Annotated in this window: 13 protein-coding genes and 1 rRNA gene; 1 reads left to right on the forward strand and 13 read right to left on the reverse strand. The window is 41.0% G+C overall.

Annotation, left to right across the window (positions count from 1 at the left end):
- Positions 1-10: 10 nt before the first annotated feature.
- The 5 genes from filE to FTU00_RS10380 form a co-directional block, all read right to left on the reverse strand.
- Positions 11-1,240 (reverse strand): putative pilus assembly protein FilE, encoded by a 1,230-nt coding sequence (gene filE, locus FTU00_RS10360; protein WP_180179668.1) that lies wholly within the window; start codon positions 1,238-1,240, stop codon positions 11-13.
- Positions 1,241-1,247: 7 nt separating this feature from the next.
- The gene (locus FTU00_RS10365) at positions 1,248-2,912 is read right to left on the reverse strand and encodes an OmpP1/FadL family transporter (RefSeq protein ID WP_005234148.1); all 1,665 of its coding nucleotides are present in this window, start codon (positions 2,910-2,912) and stop codon (positions 1,248-1,250) included.
- Positions 2,913-2,924: 12 nt separating this feature from the next.
- Positions 2,925-4,178: a hypothetical protein gene (locus FTU00_RS10370; protein WP_171505611.1), complete on the reverse strand. Its 1,254-nt coding sequence runs from the start codon at positions 4,176-4,178 to the stop codon at positions 2,925-2,927.
- 38 nt (positions 4,179-4,216) lie between these two features.
- The gene (locus tag FTU00_RS10375) at positions 4,217-5,050 is read right to left on the reverse strand and encodes a C39 family peptidase (RefSeq protein WP_180003094.1); all 834 of its coding nucleotides are present in this window, start codon (positions 5,048-5,050) and stop codon (positions 4,217-4,219) included.
- Between the two features lie 191 nt (positions 5,051-5,241).
- Entirely contained in the window at positions 5,242-6,309 is a 1,068-nt protein-coding gene (locus tag FTU00_RS10380; protein ID WP_180179669.1) for a DUF6160 family protein, read from the reverse strand.
- Between the two features lie 261 nt (positions 6,310-6,570).
- On the opposite strand from FTU00_RS10380, the gene FTU00_RS10385 reads away from it, so the two are divergent.
- Positions 6,571-7,902: an anthranilate synthase component I family protein gene (locus FTU00_RS10385; RefSeq protein ID WP_180047905.1), complete on the forward strand. Its 1,332-nt coding sequence runs from the start codon at positions 6,571-6,573 to the stop codon at positions 7,900-7,902.
- A gap of 126 nt (positions 7,903-8,028) precedes the next feature.
- Here the strand turns inward: FTU00_RS10385 and hisC are convergent, their stop codons facing one another.
- The 8 genes from hisC to rrf all read right to left on the reverse strand — a co-directional run.
- Positions 8,029-9,120 carry a histidinol-phosphate transaminase gene (gene hisC / locus FTU00_RS10390; RefSeq protein ID WP_180047903.1) on the reverse strand — a complete coding sequence of 364 codons (1,092 nt, stop codon included), beginning with the start codon at positions 9,118-9,120 and terminating at the stop codon, positions 8,029-8,031.
- 118 nt (positions 9,121-9,238) lie between these two features.
- Positions 9,239-10,540 (reverse strand): histidinol dehydrogenase, encoded by a 1,302-nt coding sequence (gene hisD / locus FTU00_RS10395; RefSeq protein ID WP_180053004.1) that lies wholly within the window; start codon positions 10,538-10,540, stop codon positions 9,239-9,241.
- A gap of 187 nt (positions 10,541-10,727) precedes the next feature.
- Positions 10,728-11,429, reverse strand: coding sequence for an ATP phosphoribosyltransferase (gene hisG, locus FTU00_RS10400; protein WP_005234128.1), 702 nt, complete (start codon positions 11,427-11,429; stop codon positions 10,728-10,730).
- Positions 11,429-12,685, reverse strand: a complete 1,257-nt coding sequence (murA, locus tag FTU00_RS10405; RefSeq protein ID WP_180032234.1) for a UDP-N-acetylglucosamine 1-carboxyvinyltransferase — start codon at positions 12,683-12,685, stop codon at positions 11,429-11,431. Before murA ends, hisG begins: the two co-directional genes overlap by 1 nt.
- Before the next feature lie 7 nt (positions 12,686-12,692).
- Positions 12,693-12,944: a BolA family iron metabolism protein IbaG gene (gene ibaG / locus FTU00_RS10410; RefSeq protein WP_004783413.1), complete on the reverse strand. Its 252-nt coding sequence runs from the start codon at positions 12,942-12,944 to the stop codon at positions 12,693-12,695.
- Between the two features lie 135 nt (positions 12,945-13,079).
- Positions 13,080-13,412, reverse strand: a complete 333-nt coding sequence (hpf, locus tag FTU00_RS10415) for a ribosome hibernation-promoting factor, HPF/YfiA family (RefSeq protein ID WP_004783414.1) — start codon at positions 13,410-13,412, stop codon at positions 13,080-13,082.
- A 185-nt stretch (positions 13,413-13,597) separates the two neighbouring features.
- On the reverse strand, positions 13,598-15,043 hold the full coding sequence (locus FTU00_RS10420; protein WP_159124272.1) for an RNA polymerase factor sigma-54: 1,446 nt from the start codon (positions 15,041-15,043) through the stop codon (positions 13,598-13,600).
- Positions 15,044-15,311: 268 nt separating this feature from the next.
- Positions 15,312-15,413 (reverse strand): 5S ribosomal RNA (gene rrf, locus FTU00_RS10425); the annotation flags it as partial.

Raw genomic sequence — 15,413 nt, forward strand, 5'->3', positions numbered from 1 at the left:
CGAATCGTCCTTATCGAATGGCGACTAGTTTTAGTTGTCCATAATTTGTCAGCATCTTGTCTTCAACATCTATGGCTGAAGCGAGTGGGGTCATTAATACATATTGGCTTTGCGCAGGAATCTGAATAATTCCCTGTATCTTCTCATGTTGAATAATATTGGCTTGTGCTTCCTGATTTTTAAAACCGCCCGCCCCTTCTAAAACACAGCCTCGTTCATCCAGAAATACAACAAATGGCCAGTAATAAGCAGGATTATTCTGACGGGAAGCATAAGACTGAATCTGAATATTTTTAATATCAGATTTTAGCTTCACAATTTCATAATCAAACTCATCTGATTTCAGCGGTGCCCGTGGCCACAGATTAATGGATTTACCTGCACTAATCTCTTTCGCATTCTTAACTTTTTTATCTTTAAAACACTGCTTACCTAAGCTTTCTACAGATTCAGGCTGAGAAATACGATAGTAGGTTTGAGCCAGTACAATAGGACCAGAATCTACGACAGGTTGTTGAAACAAGGATTTTATAATCGACTGTCCAACTCCTTTTTCACGCTCAATCGTCTGTACACGTGTTGACCCAATATTTTTATCAACTATCCCTTCAGGCATACTATAGAAACGTTTTTTACCTTCCAGATTAAATTCTTTATTTTCCAGATATTCACTATCCACATATTCCACCCCTTCAACCTGACTGAAACCCTGTTTTTGAACAGGATCAGGTACTGCCTGAATGACAGGTTCAGGGGTTTGAAGCTGTGTCACTGGTGGTAAGTGCTGCGGTAATCTAGACTCAACGTGTTTAGTTGGTTGTACTGGTTGTACTGGTTGTACTGGTTGTACTGGTTGTACTGGTTGTACTGGTTGTACTGGTTGTACTGGTTGTACTGGTTGTACTGGTTGTACTGGTTGTACTGGTTGTACTGGTTGTACTGGTTGTACAACCATATTATTTTTTTGCTCACCTATTGTCACACTTTTTTCCACCGCCTTTGGCTCGGATTTTTTCAGATCCTGTGCAGTAGATGTAACGGGCGTAGTCAATTTTTTCGGAGTAGTGGCCGCTTGGTTTTTTGTTGTTTCTTTCTGCTCATTATTTTGACGTGGCACAACTAATGGTCGCCCATCGGGCCCAATGATCGTAATAAACTCTCTGGCATTTGTATAAAAAGACCATGGTACCAGACTTAATGCCAGTACCATTTTTATCCCTAAGTTCCCTGTTCTGATCATTTCTTCCTTACCAACGGGTGCGATAGTTCAAACCTAAAATTGTGATCTTGGTATCTGTTTTGACATTCAAGCCTGCATATGGATTCAGTAACAGGTTATTTACCCCGGTCTGGTTCGCTAGGCTACTGGTATTTGCTGGAATATTATCTTTACTGCGTAAGAAACCAATAGATAGATCCAGATCCGTATCTGCGTCAAAACGGTAGCCCACTCCTAAACCAAATAGCTGTGCACCATTAATCGGTACCATAGTATTGCGTTTATCTTTTGGAATGGCACTGGTACGTGGTTCATAGCCAGCACGAAGTTTCAGTCGGTCAGTTGCTGAATACTCTACTCCGATCCCGAAGTTCCATGGCGACTCAAACCTAAGCGGTAATGCAAGTGAAGAATCCGTTACATTGGCAGATAACAGTTTGGCAATCTTCAAGGCAGACAGGGTACGGTCGAACTCAAACTTGAATTGGTCCCAAGCAGCATAATCTGTCCAGCCAATATCAAAATTGACTTGTAGATCTGGCATTACCTTATATTTGATCCCCGCCTGAAAGTGAGCTGGGTATTCGAAATCCATGGAAACCAGACCCGATTCACTTGAAGGGATATAATTTGGAAAACCAAGAATTGCAGCTAAAATCTGGCCAGTTGGGGAGGTCATCAGACCTTTAATCATTTCCTGTGGTGCTTTGGCATTATCGATATGATATTTACCTTTTAAGCGCATTTTGGCAGCACTCTGGTAAACCATACCAAAACTGAAATCTTCAGTAGGCTCCCATAGAACACCCAGGTTATAGCTTGGACTTAAATTTTGTTCTAATGAAAGTTGCATTTGGCCAAATTTACCAAATGGGTTCATTCCTTCATCAGCATTACAGATCCCGAGCAACAAGATGTCAGTAATGATGTCAGAATTTTCTTTAAATGGTGTACATACGACTTCATCAATCATACGCAACATGCCAATCAGCTCATTGGGAAAACGTAAATCTGTTTTCATGGCAATGGCTTGATAAGACATCCCGATTGAAGCACCAATCGAAAGCTGGTCGTTGACTTCATAACCAATTGATGGAGATAAATATGTAATCCGCTCCAGAGCAACCTGTTGTCCCATAAAATTGGCAGGATTACCATCTTCATGACCAAAACCTGCAACTAGCGGTGCATAAACGGCAGTTGCATAAGTTGCTTTAGAGCCTGGTGGTTTATAAGAGACCCCCATGGTAGGTGCTGCCATCGGGAGGCCTTCACCCAAATCCACCATTTTTTTCAAAATTGGTACGTAGAGACTGACATACTCTACATCACCCTTCACTGGGCCCTTAAAATCTGTACATAAATCAGAAGACACTTCAGGTCCATCATTACAGACCATTGGATCATCTGAATAACCAAAAACGTTATATCCAGCAGGAACCGTAAATTCACGCTGAATATCAAAGTTCGCAACAATAATTTGCTGTTCGGTTTGTAAGCCTTCAATTTTAGCCAATGCAGCCGGGTTAAAGTGAATTGCATTCACTCCTGGCGGATCTGCAGTAACTGCGTTCCCCATAGACAATGCACGCAGGTCAACAGAAAGGTTGGTCCCTAATTGTGCAAAGGTATAACTTGAACAGCCCGCAAGAATAATTCCTGTTAATAACGGGCTAAGTCGAATGTTTTTCATACGACACCCCTATTAACTGAATTTCTTACCGAAACCTAAAATATCAAGTGGGAATGAAAGTCCCAGTGAAACATCTGGTGCATCTTCGGTCAGCCCCAATCCGACCGTACCATTTACAATGGTTTCTGGGGATACACGCACCCCTAAAGAAATCGCAAAAGTAGAACTAGTCTGATCAGCGGCTGAATAGCTTTCACCCGTGTGATACTTAAATTCTGCACCAGTGTTAAAGCTTTGCTGATAAGACATGGTCATGGAAACGTCATAGTTAAATGAATAAGCGAAACCGAAAGCAAAACCACCACTAATCCCTGGTTCAAACTCTTCAATAATTCGTGTACCGCGACGCTGATCTAAGCCAGATTCCTTAAACCCATAATTTGCAGAAACAGAGGCAAATAGTACCACTGGATCAATATATTTACGTGTACTCGCCCCTACACCCGCTGAGTAATACCCCTTACCTGCAGCCAGATCTTTTGCTGCATTAATTTCATATGGGCTATCACCTGTTTTAGTCGACAAATTGGCAAATAAAATAAGTGGTAAACGACCTGCTTTTAAAGGGAATGGCTCCCAACGCGCACCTAGACTAATATCCCCTAATCCTGCTGTAGAGGTATCTTTTAATAAATCTGTTTTAGCCACCAAAGGTAAGGAAGCTGTTAAGGTCAGGTTATCTTTCACCCCGTACTGAAAAGTGAAAGTATTGGTCAGGCTATGTGTTGCATTTTCCTGAACACGGAGCTGATACAACTGGCCCTGTGCCATTTCCATATCGAGTTGTGTATCTCGATAATAGGTATAATCAATATCATAATAGGATGAAATTTCGCCTTGTTTAATAAGTGAGTATTGACGCTCATTTGAAGTAAATACTTCTTCTAGACTTGCTTCCTGAGTAGCATCTCCTTCTTTTTTCTGTAAGGCTTGAGATGCATCTACTGCTTGAGTGGCTGGAGCTTCAACAGGTGCAGCTGTTTCAACAACAGCTTCTTCCTGAACTGTTTCATATCCTCCCAGTTCAGGCTCTGCTACAGCTTCCTCCTGAACTGTTTCATACCCCCCAAGTTCAGGTTCTTCTACAGCCTGAGTTGCTGCTGGTTCAGGCTGAATATCAACGGATGCGGCAGTCTCGACTACTTCTTCCTCAACCGTTTCATACTCACCCAGTTCAGGCTCATCCGCAGCCCATGCCACTCCCATAACCATCTGAATGCTGAGCGCCAAGAATGTCTTGTTCATCCATTTACTGTTCATATCCATTTCACCATTTTTAATTTTTCTATAGCCATCTTTTCGTTTTATTTATTCTTGTAATAAAGTCTGAGAAAATTATATTGATATTCCCCAAATTTTTCTGAATCTACATTACGGTTACGATCCATACGGATAGTCGATGCTTTATCGGCAATTTTATCCATATAGAACTGTGGATACTGCATATCAACTAAAGCATAACGGTTAATGGTTGCATCTTCGACATGACGCATATCCGACTCTTTTAATGCCAAAAAGTTTTTTCGATATTGTTCAGGGACATTAATTAAATATAAAGTATTGTTTTCCCAAATTTCCTTAAATCGCTGTTCATCAAAACTGATATTACCTAGCGCAGGATCTGCAACATACACCCGTCCATTTTTATAAGCTTTGTACACGACAAAATGTTTAAATCCTGCATAGGAAATAGGAACAATGGCGGGTTGCCCCTGTTTAACCAGATCTTCAAATTCTCCGCGATAGCCGCCACTTTCCAGACCTAAGGCAGCAACAAAACGCTTCATATCAAGAAGGGAAAAGCTACGACGTTCGATGATTTTATCCGTTTCACCAAATTTCATTAGGCCATTCATGACTTGCTGCTCATCCAGCCGAGTACCTACATAGCCATTTAATAAAGTCGTAAGTGCTGCTGAACCACAACTATAATCATAAGCCTGACGCACAATCCCCTGAAACTGGTCTAACAGTGCAGGTTTGACTTCCACATGTTCGCGGTGCATACGTACGAAAGAATCATTTCTTGAATCAAGAACTTCAGTATAGTGAACAGCGCCTGGAGGCTGTTTTTTAATATCCAGAGCTTCTTTGGCAGCGTAATACATCAATGCCGAGCCCAATGCAATCTCTAACATATTCTTTTACTTTTCTTATCATTGGCATGATGTGCCTAATTTTTCTTTTTATAGAGTATTCTACTCTACTTCCCTGTAACTAGAAAGATACCTTCTTTTTCAAAAAAATACAGTCTTTTTTTATTTTTTTAGATAGATGTTGTAGTCATAAAAAAAAGCGCGTGTAAACACGCGCTTTTTTAAGGTAAAAATTAGTGACCAGAAATGGTAATAATTGCACCTTTTGCATATTGGCCAGGTGCCGGGCTAAAGTAAGTTTGCAGACCTTGAATTTCCATATCACCAATTGATGCTGCATTTTGGCTACCTAGGTGAATACCTTTCACATAGTTATCATGTGCACCACTTGTACTCATAATACGAATGAAACCATCGTTTGCACTTGATTCGCCAAATACACTGATGCTTTGGTTCAATGTCAAATCTTTAGAGTTAGCATCTGTCAACTTGATGCTTTCAATGAAGATTTCACCTGGGCCGGAAGTGGTTACACCGTCAGCAACTTGTCCACCAGTCGTTGAATTATCAAGAATACCCAAATCTGTAATTGTTAAGCCGCCAGTCATTGTTGCATTCAGTTTAATCATTGCACCCTGTGGAGCAGCACCTAATTGAATATTGGCAGACATTGGACCTGTTTTAAGTGATAGGCCAGATAAAATCGCATTTTCCTTACCAGCACCACCACGGCGAATACTAGTAGCTGAAGCTAAACCACTTTCATAATCTGTAAGAGATGAAGCTGATCCCACAACCCCAATTTCACCGATGTTAATATCTAAACCAGATACTTCAGCGGCAATGTTGATGAACGGGTTACCAGCACCAGCATCTGAGTCAATGGTTAAATCTGCAAGGTTACGTGAAGCTAGTAAATACGCACCATTGTTATCGTAGTTTGCACCAATCACGATACCATTAGCTGTTGTTCTTCCTTTACCATTTGCTTTGATATAGATCGCACCTGCTTCACCAGTACCACCCACAATACCCTTAGCAGCCTCTCCAGGGCGAAGAACAACTCCATCATTATTATAAATTTCAATAACACCCGCTGTTGCAGTAGAGTCCTCAGCTAAACCATCATTATCATGGATAAATAGTTTTTCAATTTCAATTTTTGAAATACCGATACCGATTTTCAAACCGTCCTGACCTGTAGTCGCGCTTAGAGATGCATCGTCCAGTGATTGCATCGCCATTGCGTTTGCACTAAAAGCAACTGAAGCAGCTAAAGCCAATTTTGTGAATTTTTTCATTGTTTACTCTCCCAAGAGTACTATTTTTTTTGGTTGTGAATCACTCAGTGCCGACGTTGTGTTTTTTATTTTCTGACAACGCAAAGCATCTTTCCTTGAGTAATTTTGCTCGCCCACTTAAATTAACGTCGAGTCATATTTTGATCAACTGTTGTTGGTCGCAATATTGAGCTTACCGACAAACGGTATTTGATGATTTAGAAATATTTTTTCCTATTCTTGATATAAAATACCGGGTCATATCGGAATATGCGCTACTGAATGAACGAAGCTCCTTACCATTGTCCTTTAAGTTTTGCATCTCTTCAGCTTAAAGATCTATTGCATGCATTAAGCCCCTTAGATCACCTGATATATTTAAATAATAATGGGCAGCCTTTTATTGCCTGCTGTGCACAGAAATATTTTATGGTGCAAGATGGACAACCTCAGTCATTTAAGAGAGTGGATATCGAACAATATCAGGCTAATATAGCTAAACTCATCTTAGAGCTTGAGCAAACTCCAGATATTCAAGCGAATGAATTTTCTGGGGGTTATGTTGGGTTTATTGGCTATGATTACGCTGCTCAACAGCACATCCAATACCCGGAGCGAGCTCAACCTGGCTTATTTATCGGTCAATTTGATTCTTATATCAAGTTCGAAGCTGATCAATGGGTATTTTATAGTCATGATCCGCAAGCAGCAGATATTTTCAATCATCTTCAAAATCTATTAAATCAAGCCTCCATAGCGCCTAAGTTTCAATTAAAAACCCTTTGCAGCCCACGTTGGAACAAATCTCGCTATGCACAGGCATTCCAGGATATTCAGGATTATATTCTAGCCGGTGATTGTTACCAGATTAACTTAACCCAAGAATTTACAGCACTGGCTGAAGGTTCATTATTAGAAACTGCACATGCTTTCTGGACATTAACCAATGCGCCATATGCGGGCTATCTTCGTATTGGTGATTTTGAATTATTGAGCTGTTCACCTGAACTGTTTATTGATTTTGAAGCACATCGAAAAATTGTCACCAAACCGATTAAAGGTACCATGCCACGTTTTGCCGATCCGGTGCTTGATGAGCAATCCAAACAACGATTAAAAGACTCAAAGAAAGATCAGGCTGAAAATGTCATGATTGTAGATTTACTACGCAATGATCTTAGCGTTTACGCGGAAACAGGTTCAGTCAAGACACCTAAGTTATTCAATATTGAGTCATTTAATCAGGTACATCATATGGTTAGCGAAGTCGAAGCGACTTTAAAAGAAGATGTGCATCCTTTTGATGTATTATTGTCTGCGCTTCCGGGTGGATCAATTACCGGCGCACCAAAGATTCGTGCCATGCAAATTATTGAAGAGTTAGAAGGCGCTCCACGTGGAGCATATTGTGGTTCATTAGGCTATTTTAATTTCGATGGAACAGGAAGCTGGAATATTCTGATTCGCTCCATTCAGAAATATCAGGATAAGGTTTCACTTTGGGCCGGTGGCGGAATTACGATTTCTTCGGATTGTGATGCGGAATATCAGGAGTGTTTTGATAAGGTTGAAGCCATGTTGGATTTACTCAATACTTGGTATAAACCCGAATAAATAAAAAAGCGACTCCATAGAGTCTTGAATCTCCCCTACCCCCCTCTTTAACAAAGAGGGGGATTCTCTCTCTTTAAAAAGAAAAAGGTTCCCTCCTTTATCAAAGGAGGGTTAGGGTGGATTTAATTAAGCTAAAATATCATTTTTCAACGTGTCTACTAAACGCTGATTTTGCTCATCTGTACCAATGGTAATACGTAAGAATTGATTGATACGAGGTTTATTAAAGTAACGTACGATAATGCCGCGTTCCCGTAATTCTGCCGCTAACTCACCTGCATCTTTTGATGGTAGTGAAGCAAAAATAAAGTTCGCACTTGATGGCAAGACTTTGAAACCGAGCTCATTCAACTGATTAACCAGTTTTTCACGACTGGCAATGACTTTGGCATTTTGTGCTTCAAAGTATTCCTGATCTTCAAATGAAGCTACCGCAGCCGCAATGGCAAAACGATCCATTGGATAAGAGTTAAAGCTGTTTTTTACCGCTTCAAGCGCTGCAATCAGATGAGGTTGAGCAATCGCGAAACCAACACGTAGGCCTGCTAAAGAGCGGGATTTTGAAGTCGTCTGACAGACTACTAGATTCTCGTATTTATCAATCAAACTCACTGCTGATTCAGCACCAAAATCTACATAGGCTTCATCAATGACGACCACTGAATCAGGATTCGCCTGCAGAATTTCTTCAATGGCAGACAAACTAAGCGCAATACTGGTTGGCGCATTCGGATTGGTGATGATAATGCCGCCATTTGGCTGTTTATAATCATCTACCACAATTTCAAAATTTTCATTCAGTGGCAAGATTTTGGTTTTGACACCAAAGAACTGGCTATAAACCGGATAGAAACTATAGGTAATATCTGGATAAAGCAGTGGCTGTTCCTGAATAAAAAAGGCTTTAAAGATATGTGCTAGAACTTCATCAGAACCGTTACCGACAAAGACATTTTCAGCAGCCACATTTTGTTGTTTAGCTATGGCATGTTTCAATTCAGATGCATCGGGATCTGGATAAAGGCGTAAAACATCTGCGCCATTGGCTAAAACTTTTTGCACCGCTTCCACGACTTTCGGTGATGGTGGATACGGATTTTCATTGGTATTTAATTTTAAAAGGTTTTGAATTTTGGGCTGTTCACCTGGAACGTAAGGCTCTAGCTCACGGACTTCAGGGCTCCAAAAACGCATTTGCTCTATGGTGATATTCGACATTTTCTATTCTCAAATTCCCTCTCCTTTTAGGAGAGGGTTAGGGAGAGGTCAAATAATTCCCCTTACCTAACCTCTCCCGAAGGGAAAGAAATATCTTTTATTTAATATAAGTATTTAATTACTGATAACGGTAGCGTGCTGAACGGGCATGCGCATCCAGATTTTCCTGCTGTGCCAGAACATCTGCAGTTTTCGCAAGGGTTTTCACACCATCTTCAGAACACATAATCAGGCTTGAACGTTTCTGGAAATCATACACACCCAGTGGTGATGAGAAACGTGCTGTACCCGATGTCGGTAATACATGGTTTGGACCTGCACAATAGTCACCAATCGCTTCAGGCGTATAACGTCCCATGAAGATCGCACCGGCATGGCGAATCTCTTCAGCCATTTCTTGAGCTTCATCCAAACATAGCATTAAATGTTCAGGTGCTACTTGGTTAATTAGCTCAATACCTTCAGCACGATCTTTCACAAGCACTAATGCACCACGATTGGCAATAGAAGTACGTGCAATATCTGCTTTCGGTAGGGCTTGTAAATGCTCTTCAATTGCTTGCGCTACTTCACTTAATAGCTGTTCATCAGGCGTAATAAATACAGCTTGAGCAACAGTGTCATGCTCAGCTTGAGATAACAAATCCATTGCCAGCCATTTGGCATTGTTCTGCCCTTCTGCATAGACCAGAATTTCTGAAGGACCAGCAATCATGTCGATACCGACCTGACCAAATACTGCACGTTTTGCCGCAGCCACAAAACGGTTACCTGGACCAGTGATTTTATCGACACGTGGAATGGTTTCTGTACCATAGGCCAATGCAGCAACCGCTTGTGCGCCACCAATGGTAAATACACGGTGTACGCCAGCCAGATAGGCAGCAGCCAAGACCAATGGATTCAGTTCACCATTTGGAGCAGGCACCACCATAACAATTTCACCCACACCTGCCACATGTGCAGGAACAGCATTCATTAATACTGAAGATGGATAAGAAGCCAAGCCACCTGGTACATAGATCCCTACGCGATCCAATGGCGTCACTTTCTGACCCAAGGTATTACCTAGAGCGTCGACATACGTCCAACCATCCTGTTTTTGTGCCTGATGGAATTCGCGAATGCGGTTTGCAGCCAATTCTAGAGCTTCACGCACTTCAGTCGTTAAGCCTTCAAAGGCTGCTTTAAGTTGCTCTTGGGTCAGTTCCAAATCTGAAAATTGATGTGCTGGATGTCGATCGAACTGCTGAGTCAATTTAAGAACATGAGCATCACCATGCTGACGTACGTCAGCAATAATTTGGTCTACAGTTTTTAAAAGTTCAGGATCATTCACGGTTTCAAAAGCCAACAAGTCAGCAAACGCTTGCTTGAAGTTTTGATCTTGTGTCGATAAACGTCGCATCAATTTACCCATAAGGTTTGAATTCGAAGGCTTTAGTTTACCTGTTTTCAAAGACTTTGTCGGTAGCTAGAACAGACTTGTGCTATGAGTTTTATTGGAAATAGCTTTTGATAAAATTGATGAAAGCATTGAGCTTCTTATATTTATAATCAGCAATAAAAAACCGCCCAAAGTGGACGGTCTTTGATAAAGCTTAAATTTAAGCTTTTTTCGCCTGTTCGCGTGCTTCCACTGCTTGCTCAAGCTGAGCAAGAATCGGATTCAGTAATGCCTGCTTACGTTTAAAGCTGGCTTTGTTCACAATCAGACGTGAAGAGACTTTGCAGATTTCTTCAAGTGGTTCAAGACCATTGGCACGCAGTGTATTGCCTGTATCGACCACGTCAACAATGTAATCACCTAAACCCACCAATGGTGCAAGTTCCATTGAACCATAAAGCTTGATCACATCAACCTGTTCACCGAGGCTCGCGTAGTATTGACGGGTCAGATTCACGTATTTAGTCGCAATTTTTAAACGGCCTTTCGGACGCTCCATGCCGACTTTACCTGCTGTCATCAATTTGCAGTTGGCAATTTTAAGATCTAATGGTTCATAGACATTTTGCGCGCCATGTTCCATCAACACATCTTTACCTGCTACACCGATATCTGCCGCACCATTCTCAACATAAGTCGGCACATCAGAGGCACGTAAAATCAGGATACGCACCTGTTTATGCGTGGTTGGAAAAATCAGCTTTCGTGATTTATCCGGATCTTCCAGCAGGTTAATCCCTGCTGTTTCAAGCAGAGGTAAAGTTTCTTTTAAGATACGGCCCTTGCTTAATGCTAACGTTAAACCATGATCAAAATTGCCCATTACGTCAAAGTTTGGATCATCGTTTCTCATATCACTCATTAACTTACTCGCTTAATTTGGGCACCTAAACCTTGTAACTTTGCTTCGACATCTTCATAACCGCGGTCAATATGATAAATACGGTCAATCAATGTTTCTCCTTCGGCTGCAAGTGCTGCAAGAACTAAAGAGAATGAAGCACGTAAATCTGTTGCCATCACAGGCGCTGCAGAAAGTTTTTCTACACCTGTTACGACAGCATCATTACCTTCGACCTGAATATTGGCTCCCATACGAGCCAATTCAGGAACATGCATAAAACGGTTTTCAAAAATCGTTTCAGAAATTGTGGCAAATCCACGGCCAATGGCATTGACTGCCATTAACTGGGCTTGCATATCTGTTGGGAAATCTGGATGTGGCAAGGTACGGAAGCTCACTGCTTTCGGACGTTTACCCATCATATCCAGTTCAATCCAGTCATCACCACGAGTGACTTCTGCGCCCATTTCCTCAAACTTATCTAGTACAGCTTCCATTAAAGCCGGATCTGTATGCGTGGTTTTAACACGTCCACCAGTAATGGCTGCAGCAGCCAAGTAAGAACCGGTTTCAATACGGTCGGCAACCACTGCATATTCACAGCCATGCAGGCTTTCTACACCGATTACCACTAGCGTATCGGTATCCAGACCTTCAATCTTCGCACCCATCTTGATCAGCATTTGGGCAAGATCGGTAATTTCAGGTTCGCGCGCCGCATTACGAATCGTAGTCACACCATCCGCCAATACTGCAGCCATCAGAATATTTTCAGTACCACCCACAGTCACCATATCAAAGACAACTTCACCGCCTTTCAGACGACCATCGACTTTAGCATGGACATAGCCGGCCTCAACCTCAATCTCGGCACCTAAAGCTTCTAGTGCTTTCAAATGCTGATCGACTGGACGAGAACCAATCGCACATCCACCTGGCAGGGATACTTTTGCACTACCGTAGCGCGCCAATAGAGGACCAAGCACCAAAATAGAAGCACGCATGGTTTTTACGAGTTCATAAGGTGCAAACTGGTTATCCAAAGTAGAGGTATCTGCAATAACTGTATCGCCTTCATAACTAATCGTGATCCCAAGACCTGCGATCAGCTTTACCAAGGTATTTACATCTTTTAGATTTGGAACATTTTTAAGTGTGATTGGCGTATCAGCAAGAATCATTGCTGCTAATAATGGAAGCGCTGCATTTTTTGCACCAGAAATACGCACTTCACCGTCGAGCTTAATACCGCCCTGAATTAAGAATTTATCCATTAATTGATTAAGCTCCAAATAAGCTTGCTTTACGCCATTCTTCTTTGGTCAATGCACGAATGGTTACAGCATGCACTGCACCACTGGCAATATGGGAATTGAGAGGAGCATAAACAGCTTGTTGACGTGCAACCGGACGTTTACCTTCAAACTGATCATCCACAATACGGAGATCGAATTTTCCGCCCTGACCACTCACAGCAACATCCGCCTCAGGAAAAGCGGCTTTTAAAATTTCAGCGAGCTGTTCATTATTCATCACAAGACCTCTTATAGGACTAAGGGTGTAAAACGAGTCATTTTACTATAAATGTAAAAAATAATTCATTAGTCACATACATTATATATATAAAAAAAGAGGCTTTTAAAAACCTCTTTTTCCCCATTTGGTCGCTTAAATGGCTAAACTCTGATGATTCAGCTGCATTTCGCGATATCGGTCAATCTGTTTTTTTAATTTTTCCGTCAAAATTTTAATTGAGGTATACATGTCATCAGCATTAGCATGGGCAAAAAACTCAATACCCGGTAAACGGACAATCGCTTCTGCGATATGGTTACTGCTGCCTCTTTTTGAGCGCTTATCAATCTGATGATCTTTGGAAAGCTTAACCTGCATGCTGTTCACTTGATCCAGATGTTTGGTCATCTGTGAAAATTTCGTTTTTATAGTTTCTTCAATCGCTGGCGTAATTGATAAATGATGTCCACGAATTGTTATTTGCATAGTTCTATCCCTCACCTTCGTTAGGATCAGAAGAGTCACAGTTAAAAATGAAAAGAATACAATAACTTGCTCAAGCAAAATCGTGATTTAAAGCATTTATTCAGATCATTTTTACCATTCCTCAAAAGAAAAAAAGATTCATTACGATGTCATAATGAATCTCTAGAATAATCAAATTTCAAAAACTAGATCAAGACTTTTCGCTCAGAAGATGAAGGAATATGTAACGATTCACGATATTTCGCGACCGTGCGTCGTGCCACATCAATCCCCTCTTCTTTCAAAAGATTGGCAATTGCATTGTCAGATAAAGGCTTACGTGCATTTTCTTCAGCAATCATTTTCTTAATTTTGGCACGGATTGCAGTAGATGAAGCCTCACCACCCGAAGTCGTTCCCACATGACTCGAGAAGAAGTATTTCAGTTCGAATAATCCACGTGGGGTCAGCATATATTTGTTAGTCGTTACACGAGATACAGTTGATTCATGTAGTTCCACTTCTTCAGCAATATCACGTAAAACCAGAGGCTTCATACCTTCAGGGCCAATTTCTAAAAAACTTTTCTGATGTTCAACAATACAGGTGGCTACTTTCAATAAAGTTTTATGACGTTCATCGATGCTTTTAATAAAGTTTTTCGCTTCCAGCATCTGATTACGCAAATATTGATTATCTTCGCTCTGATCAGCACGACGGATCATATTGGTATAAAAAGAATTTAGTCTCAACTTAGGCATCACATCAGGGTTTAACGTCACCTGCCAGCAGTCATTCTTTTTCATTACCACGACATCGGGGATCTGATAATCAGATTCCTTACTTTCAAACTCCAGTCCCGGATATGGTTTAAGAGTTTTTAGCAAATCAACCGCACAGCGCAATTGTTCCTGATTTAAGCCAGTTTGCTTAATGAGTTTTGGTAATTCATTGGTAATCAGCAGCTCATAATGTTGCAGCAATTTAACCGCATCATTACGACAAGGGGTATTAACTGGCAGGCTATCCAACTGAATCAATAAACACTCAGCTAGGTTTCTGGAACCCACCCCAATCGGATCAAGACGCTGAATATGCTTAAGAACAACGAGTACTTCATCCTCTTCGATTTCTTCCTCATAATCCATGGAAGATAAAAGATGTTGTACTGATGCAGTAATTTCGGAAATTTCTGCATCCAGAAAACCCTTTTCATCTAGAGAATCAATAATGCAGTATGCAATCAGCTGATCAATGCGAGAAAAGTGCAGCAGATTAACCTGCTCGAGCATATATTCTTGTAAGCTTTGCTGGCTTTGACGATTGTCTTCGCGCTCTTCGAACTCTGCTGCACCCAGACTTGTCGGTTGATGGGTATAGACATCATCCCAGTCGGTATCTACAGGTAGATCGTCCGGAAGATGGTCTGCATTGAGCTCATTGGTTAAATCCTTTTGACTCGCATCAACAGTAGAAAGACTTTCAACACTGATTTGCTCTTCAACTTTTTCTAACAAAGGATTACTATCAAGTTGTAGCTGGATTTCTTGCTCTAGTTCCAGACTGGATAATTGTAATAAGCGGATTGCTTGTTGTAACTGTGGAGTTAATGACAGCGAGTTGGCAATTCGTAATCCCACTGATAATTTCATATGACCCCCTAATAAAAATCTCGTTTTATAAGCAATTTTCATGCCGCTTTAACTTTTATAACATAGTTTGATAAAAAAACACACAAAACCATAATGATTTCATGAACTGTAACGTCATTTTTATATAATTTTTTAAGCATTATTAATCACTTATTTTTATTAAACAGTATTCAACTGATTTGTAAATTAATATAATTTGGCTTAATTTTCTTAAATTCTATGCATAAAAAAAAGCCCCCTGCATGAGCAGAGGGCTTTTGGAATAATGAGCTGGCGATGACTTACTCTCACATGGGAGACCCCACACTACCATCAGCGCTAAGAGGTTTCACTTCTGAGTTCGGGAAGGGATCAGGTGGTTCACTCTTGC

Source organism: Acinetobacter sp. YH12041, from assembly GCF_013419975.1.
Classification (GTDB): domain Bacteria; phylum Pseudomonadota; class Gammaproteobacteria; order Pseudomonadales; family Moraxellaceae; genus Acinetobacter.

What these genes read in the sequence shown, in the direction of transcription:
- FTU00_RS10370 (WP_171505611.1), bottom strand. Translation starts at nt 4,178, where the DNA reads ATGGATATGAACAGTAAATGGATGAACAAGACATTCTTGGCGCTCAGC.
- hpf (WP_004783414.1), bottom strand. Translation starts at nt 13,412, where the DNA reads ATGCAAATAACAATTCGTGGACATCATTTATCAATTACGCCAGCGATT.
- filE (WP_180179668.1), bottom strand. Translation starts at nt 1,240, where the DNA reads ATGATCAGAACAGGGAACTTAGGGATAAAAATGGTACTGGCATTAAGT.
- hisG (WP_005234128.1), bottom strand. Translation starts at nt 11,429, where the DNA reads ATGAGTGATATGAGAAACGATGATCCAAACTTTGACGTAATGGGCAAT.
- FTU00_RS10420 (WP_159124272.1), bottom strand. Translation starts at nt 15,043, where the DNA reads ATGAAATTATCAGTGGGATTACGAATTGCCAACTCGCTGTCATTAACT.
- FTU00_RS10380 (WP_180179669.1), bottom strand. Translation starts at nt 6,309, where the DNA reads ATGAAAAAATTCACAAAATTGGCTTTAGCTGCTTCAGTTGCTTTTAGT.
- FTU00_RS10375 (WP_180003094.1), bottom strand. Translation starts at nt 5,050, where the DNA reads ATGTTAGAGATTGCATTGGGCTCGGCATTGATGTATTACGCTGCCAAA.
- hisD (WP_180053004.1), bottom strand. Translation starts at nt 10,540, where the DNA reads ATGGGTAAATTGATGCGACGTTTATCGACACAAGATCAAAACTTCAAG.
- FTU00_RS10365 (WP_005234148.1), bottom strand. Translation starts at nt 2,912, where the DNA reads ATGAAAAACATTCGACTTAGCCCGTTATTAACAGGAATTATTCTTGCG.
- hisC (WP_180047903.1), bottom strand. Translation starts at nt 9,120, where the DNA reads ATGTCGAATATCACCATAGAGCAAATGCGTTTTTGGAGCCCTGAAGTC.
- murA (WP_180032234.1), bottom strand. Translation starts at nt 12,685, where the DNA reads ATGGATAAATTCTTAATTCAGGGCGGTATTAAGCTCGACGGTGAAGTG.
- ibaG (WP_004783413.1), bottom strand. Translation starts at nt 12,944, where the DNA reads ATGAATAATGAACAGCTCGCTGAAATTTTAAAAGCCGCTTTTCCTGAG.
- FTU00_RS10385 (WP_180047905.1), top strand. Translation starts at nt 6,571, where the DNA reads ATGAACGAAGCTCCTTACCATTGTCCTTTAAGTTTTGCATCTCTTCAG.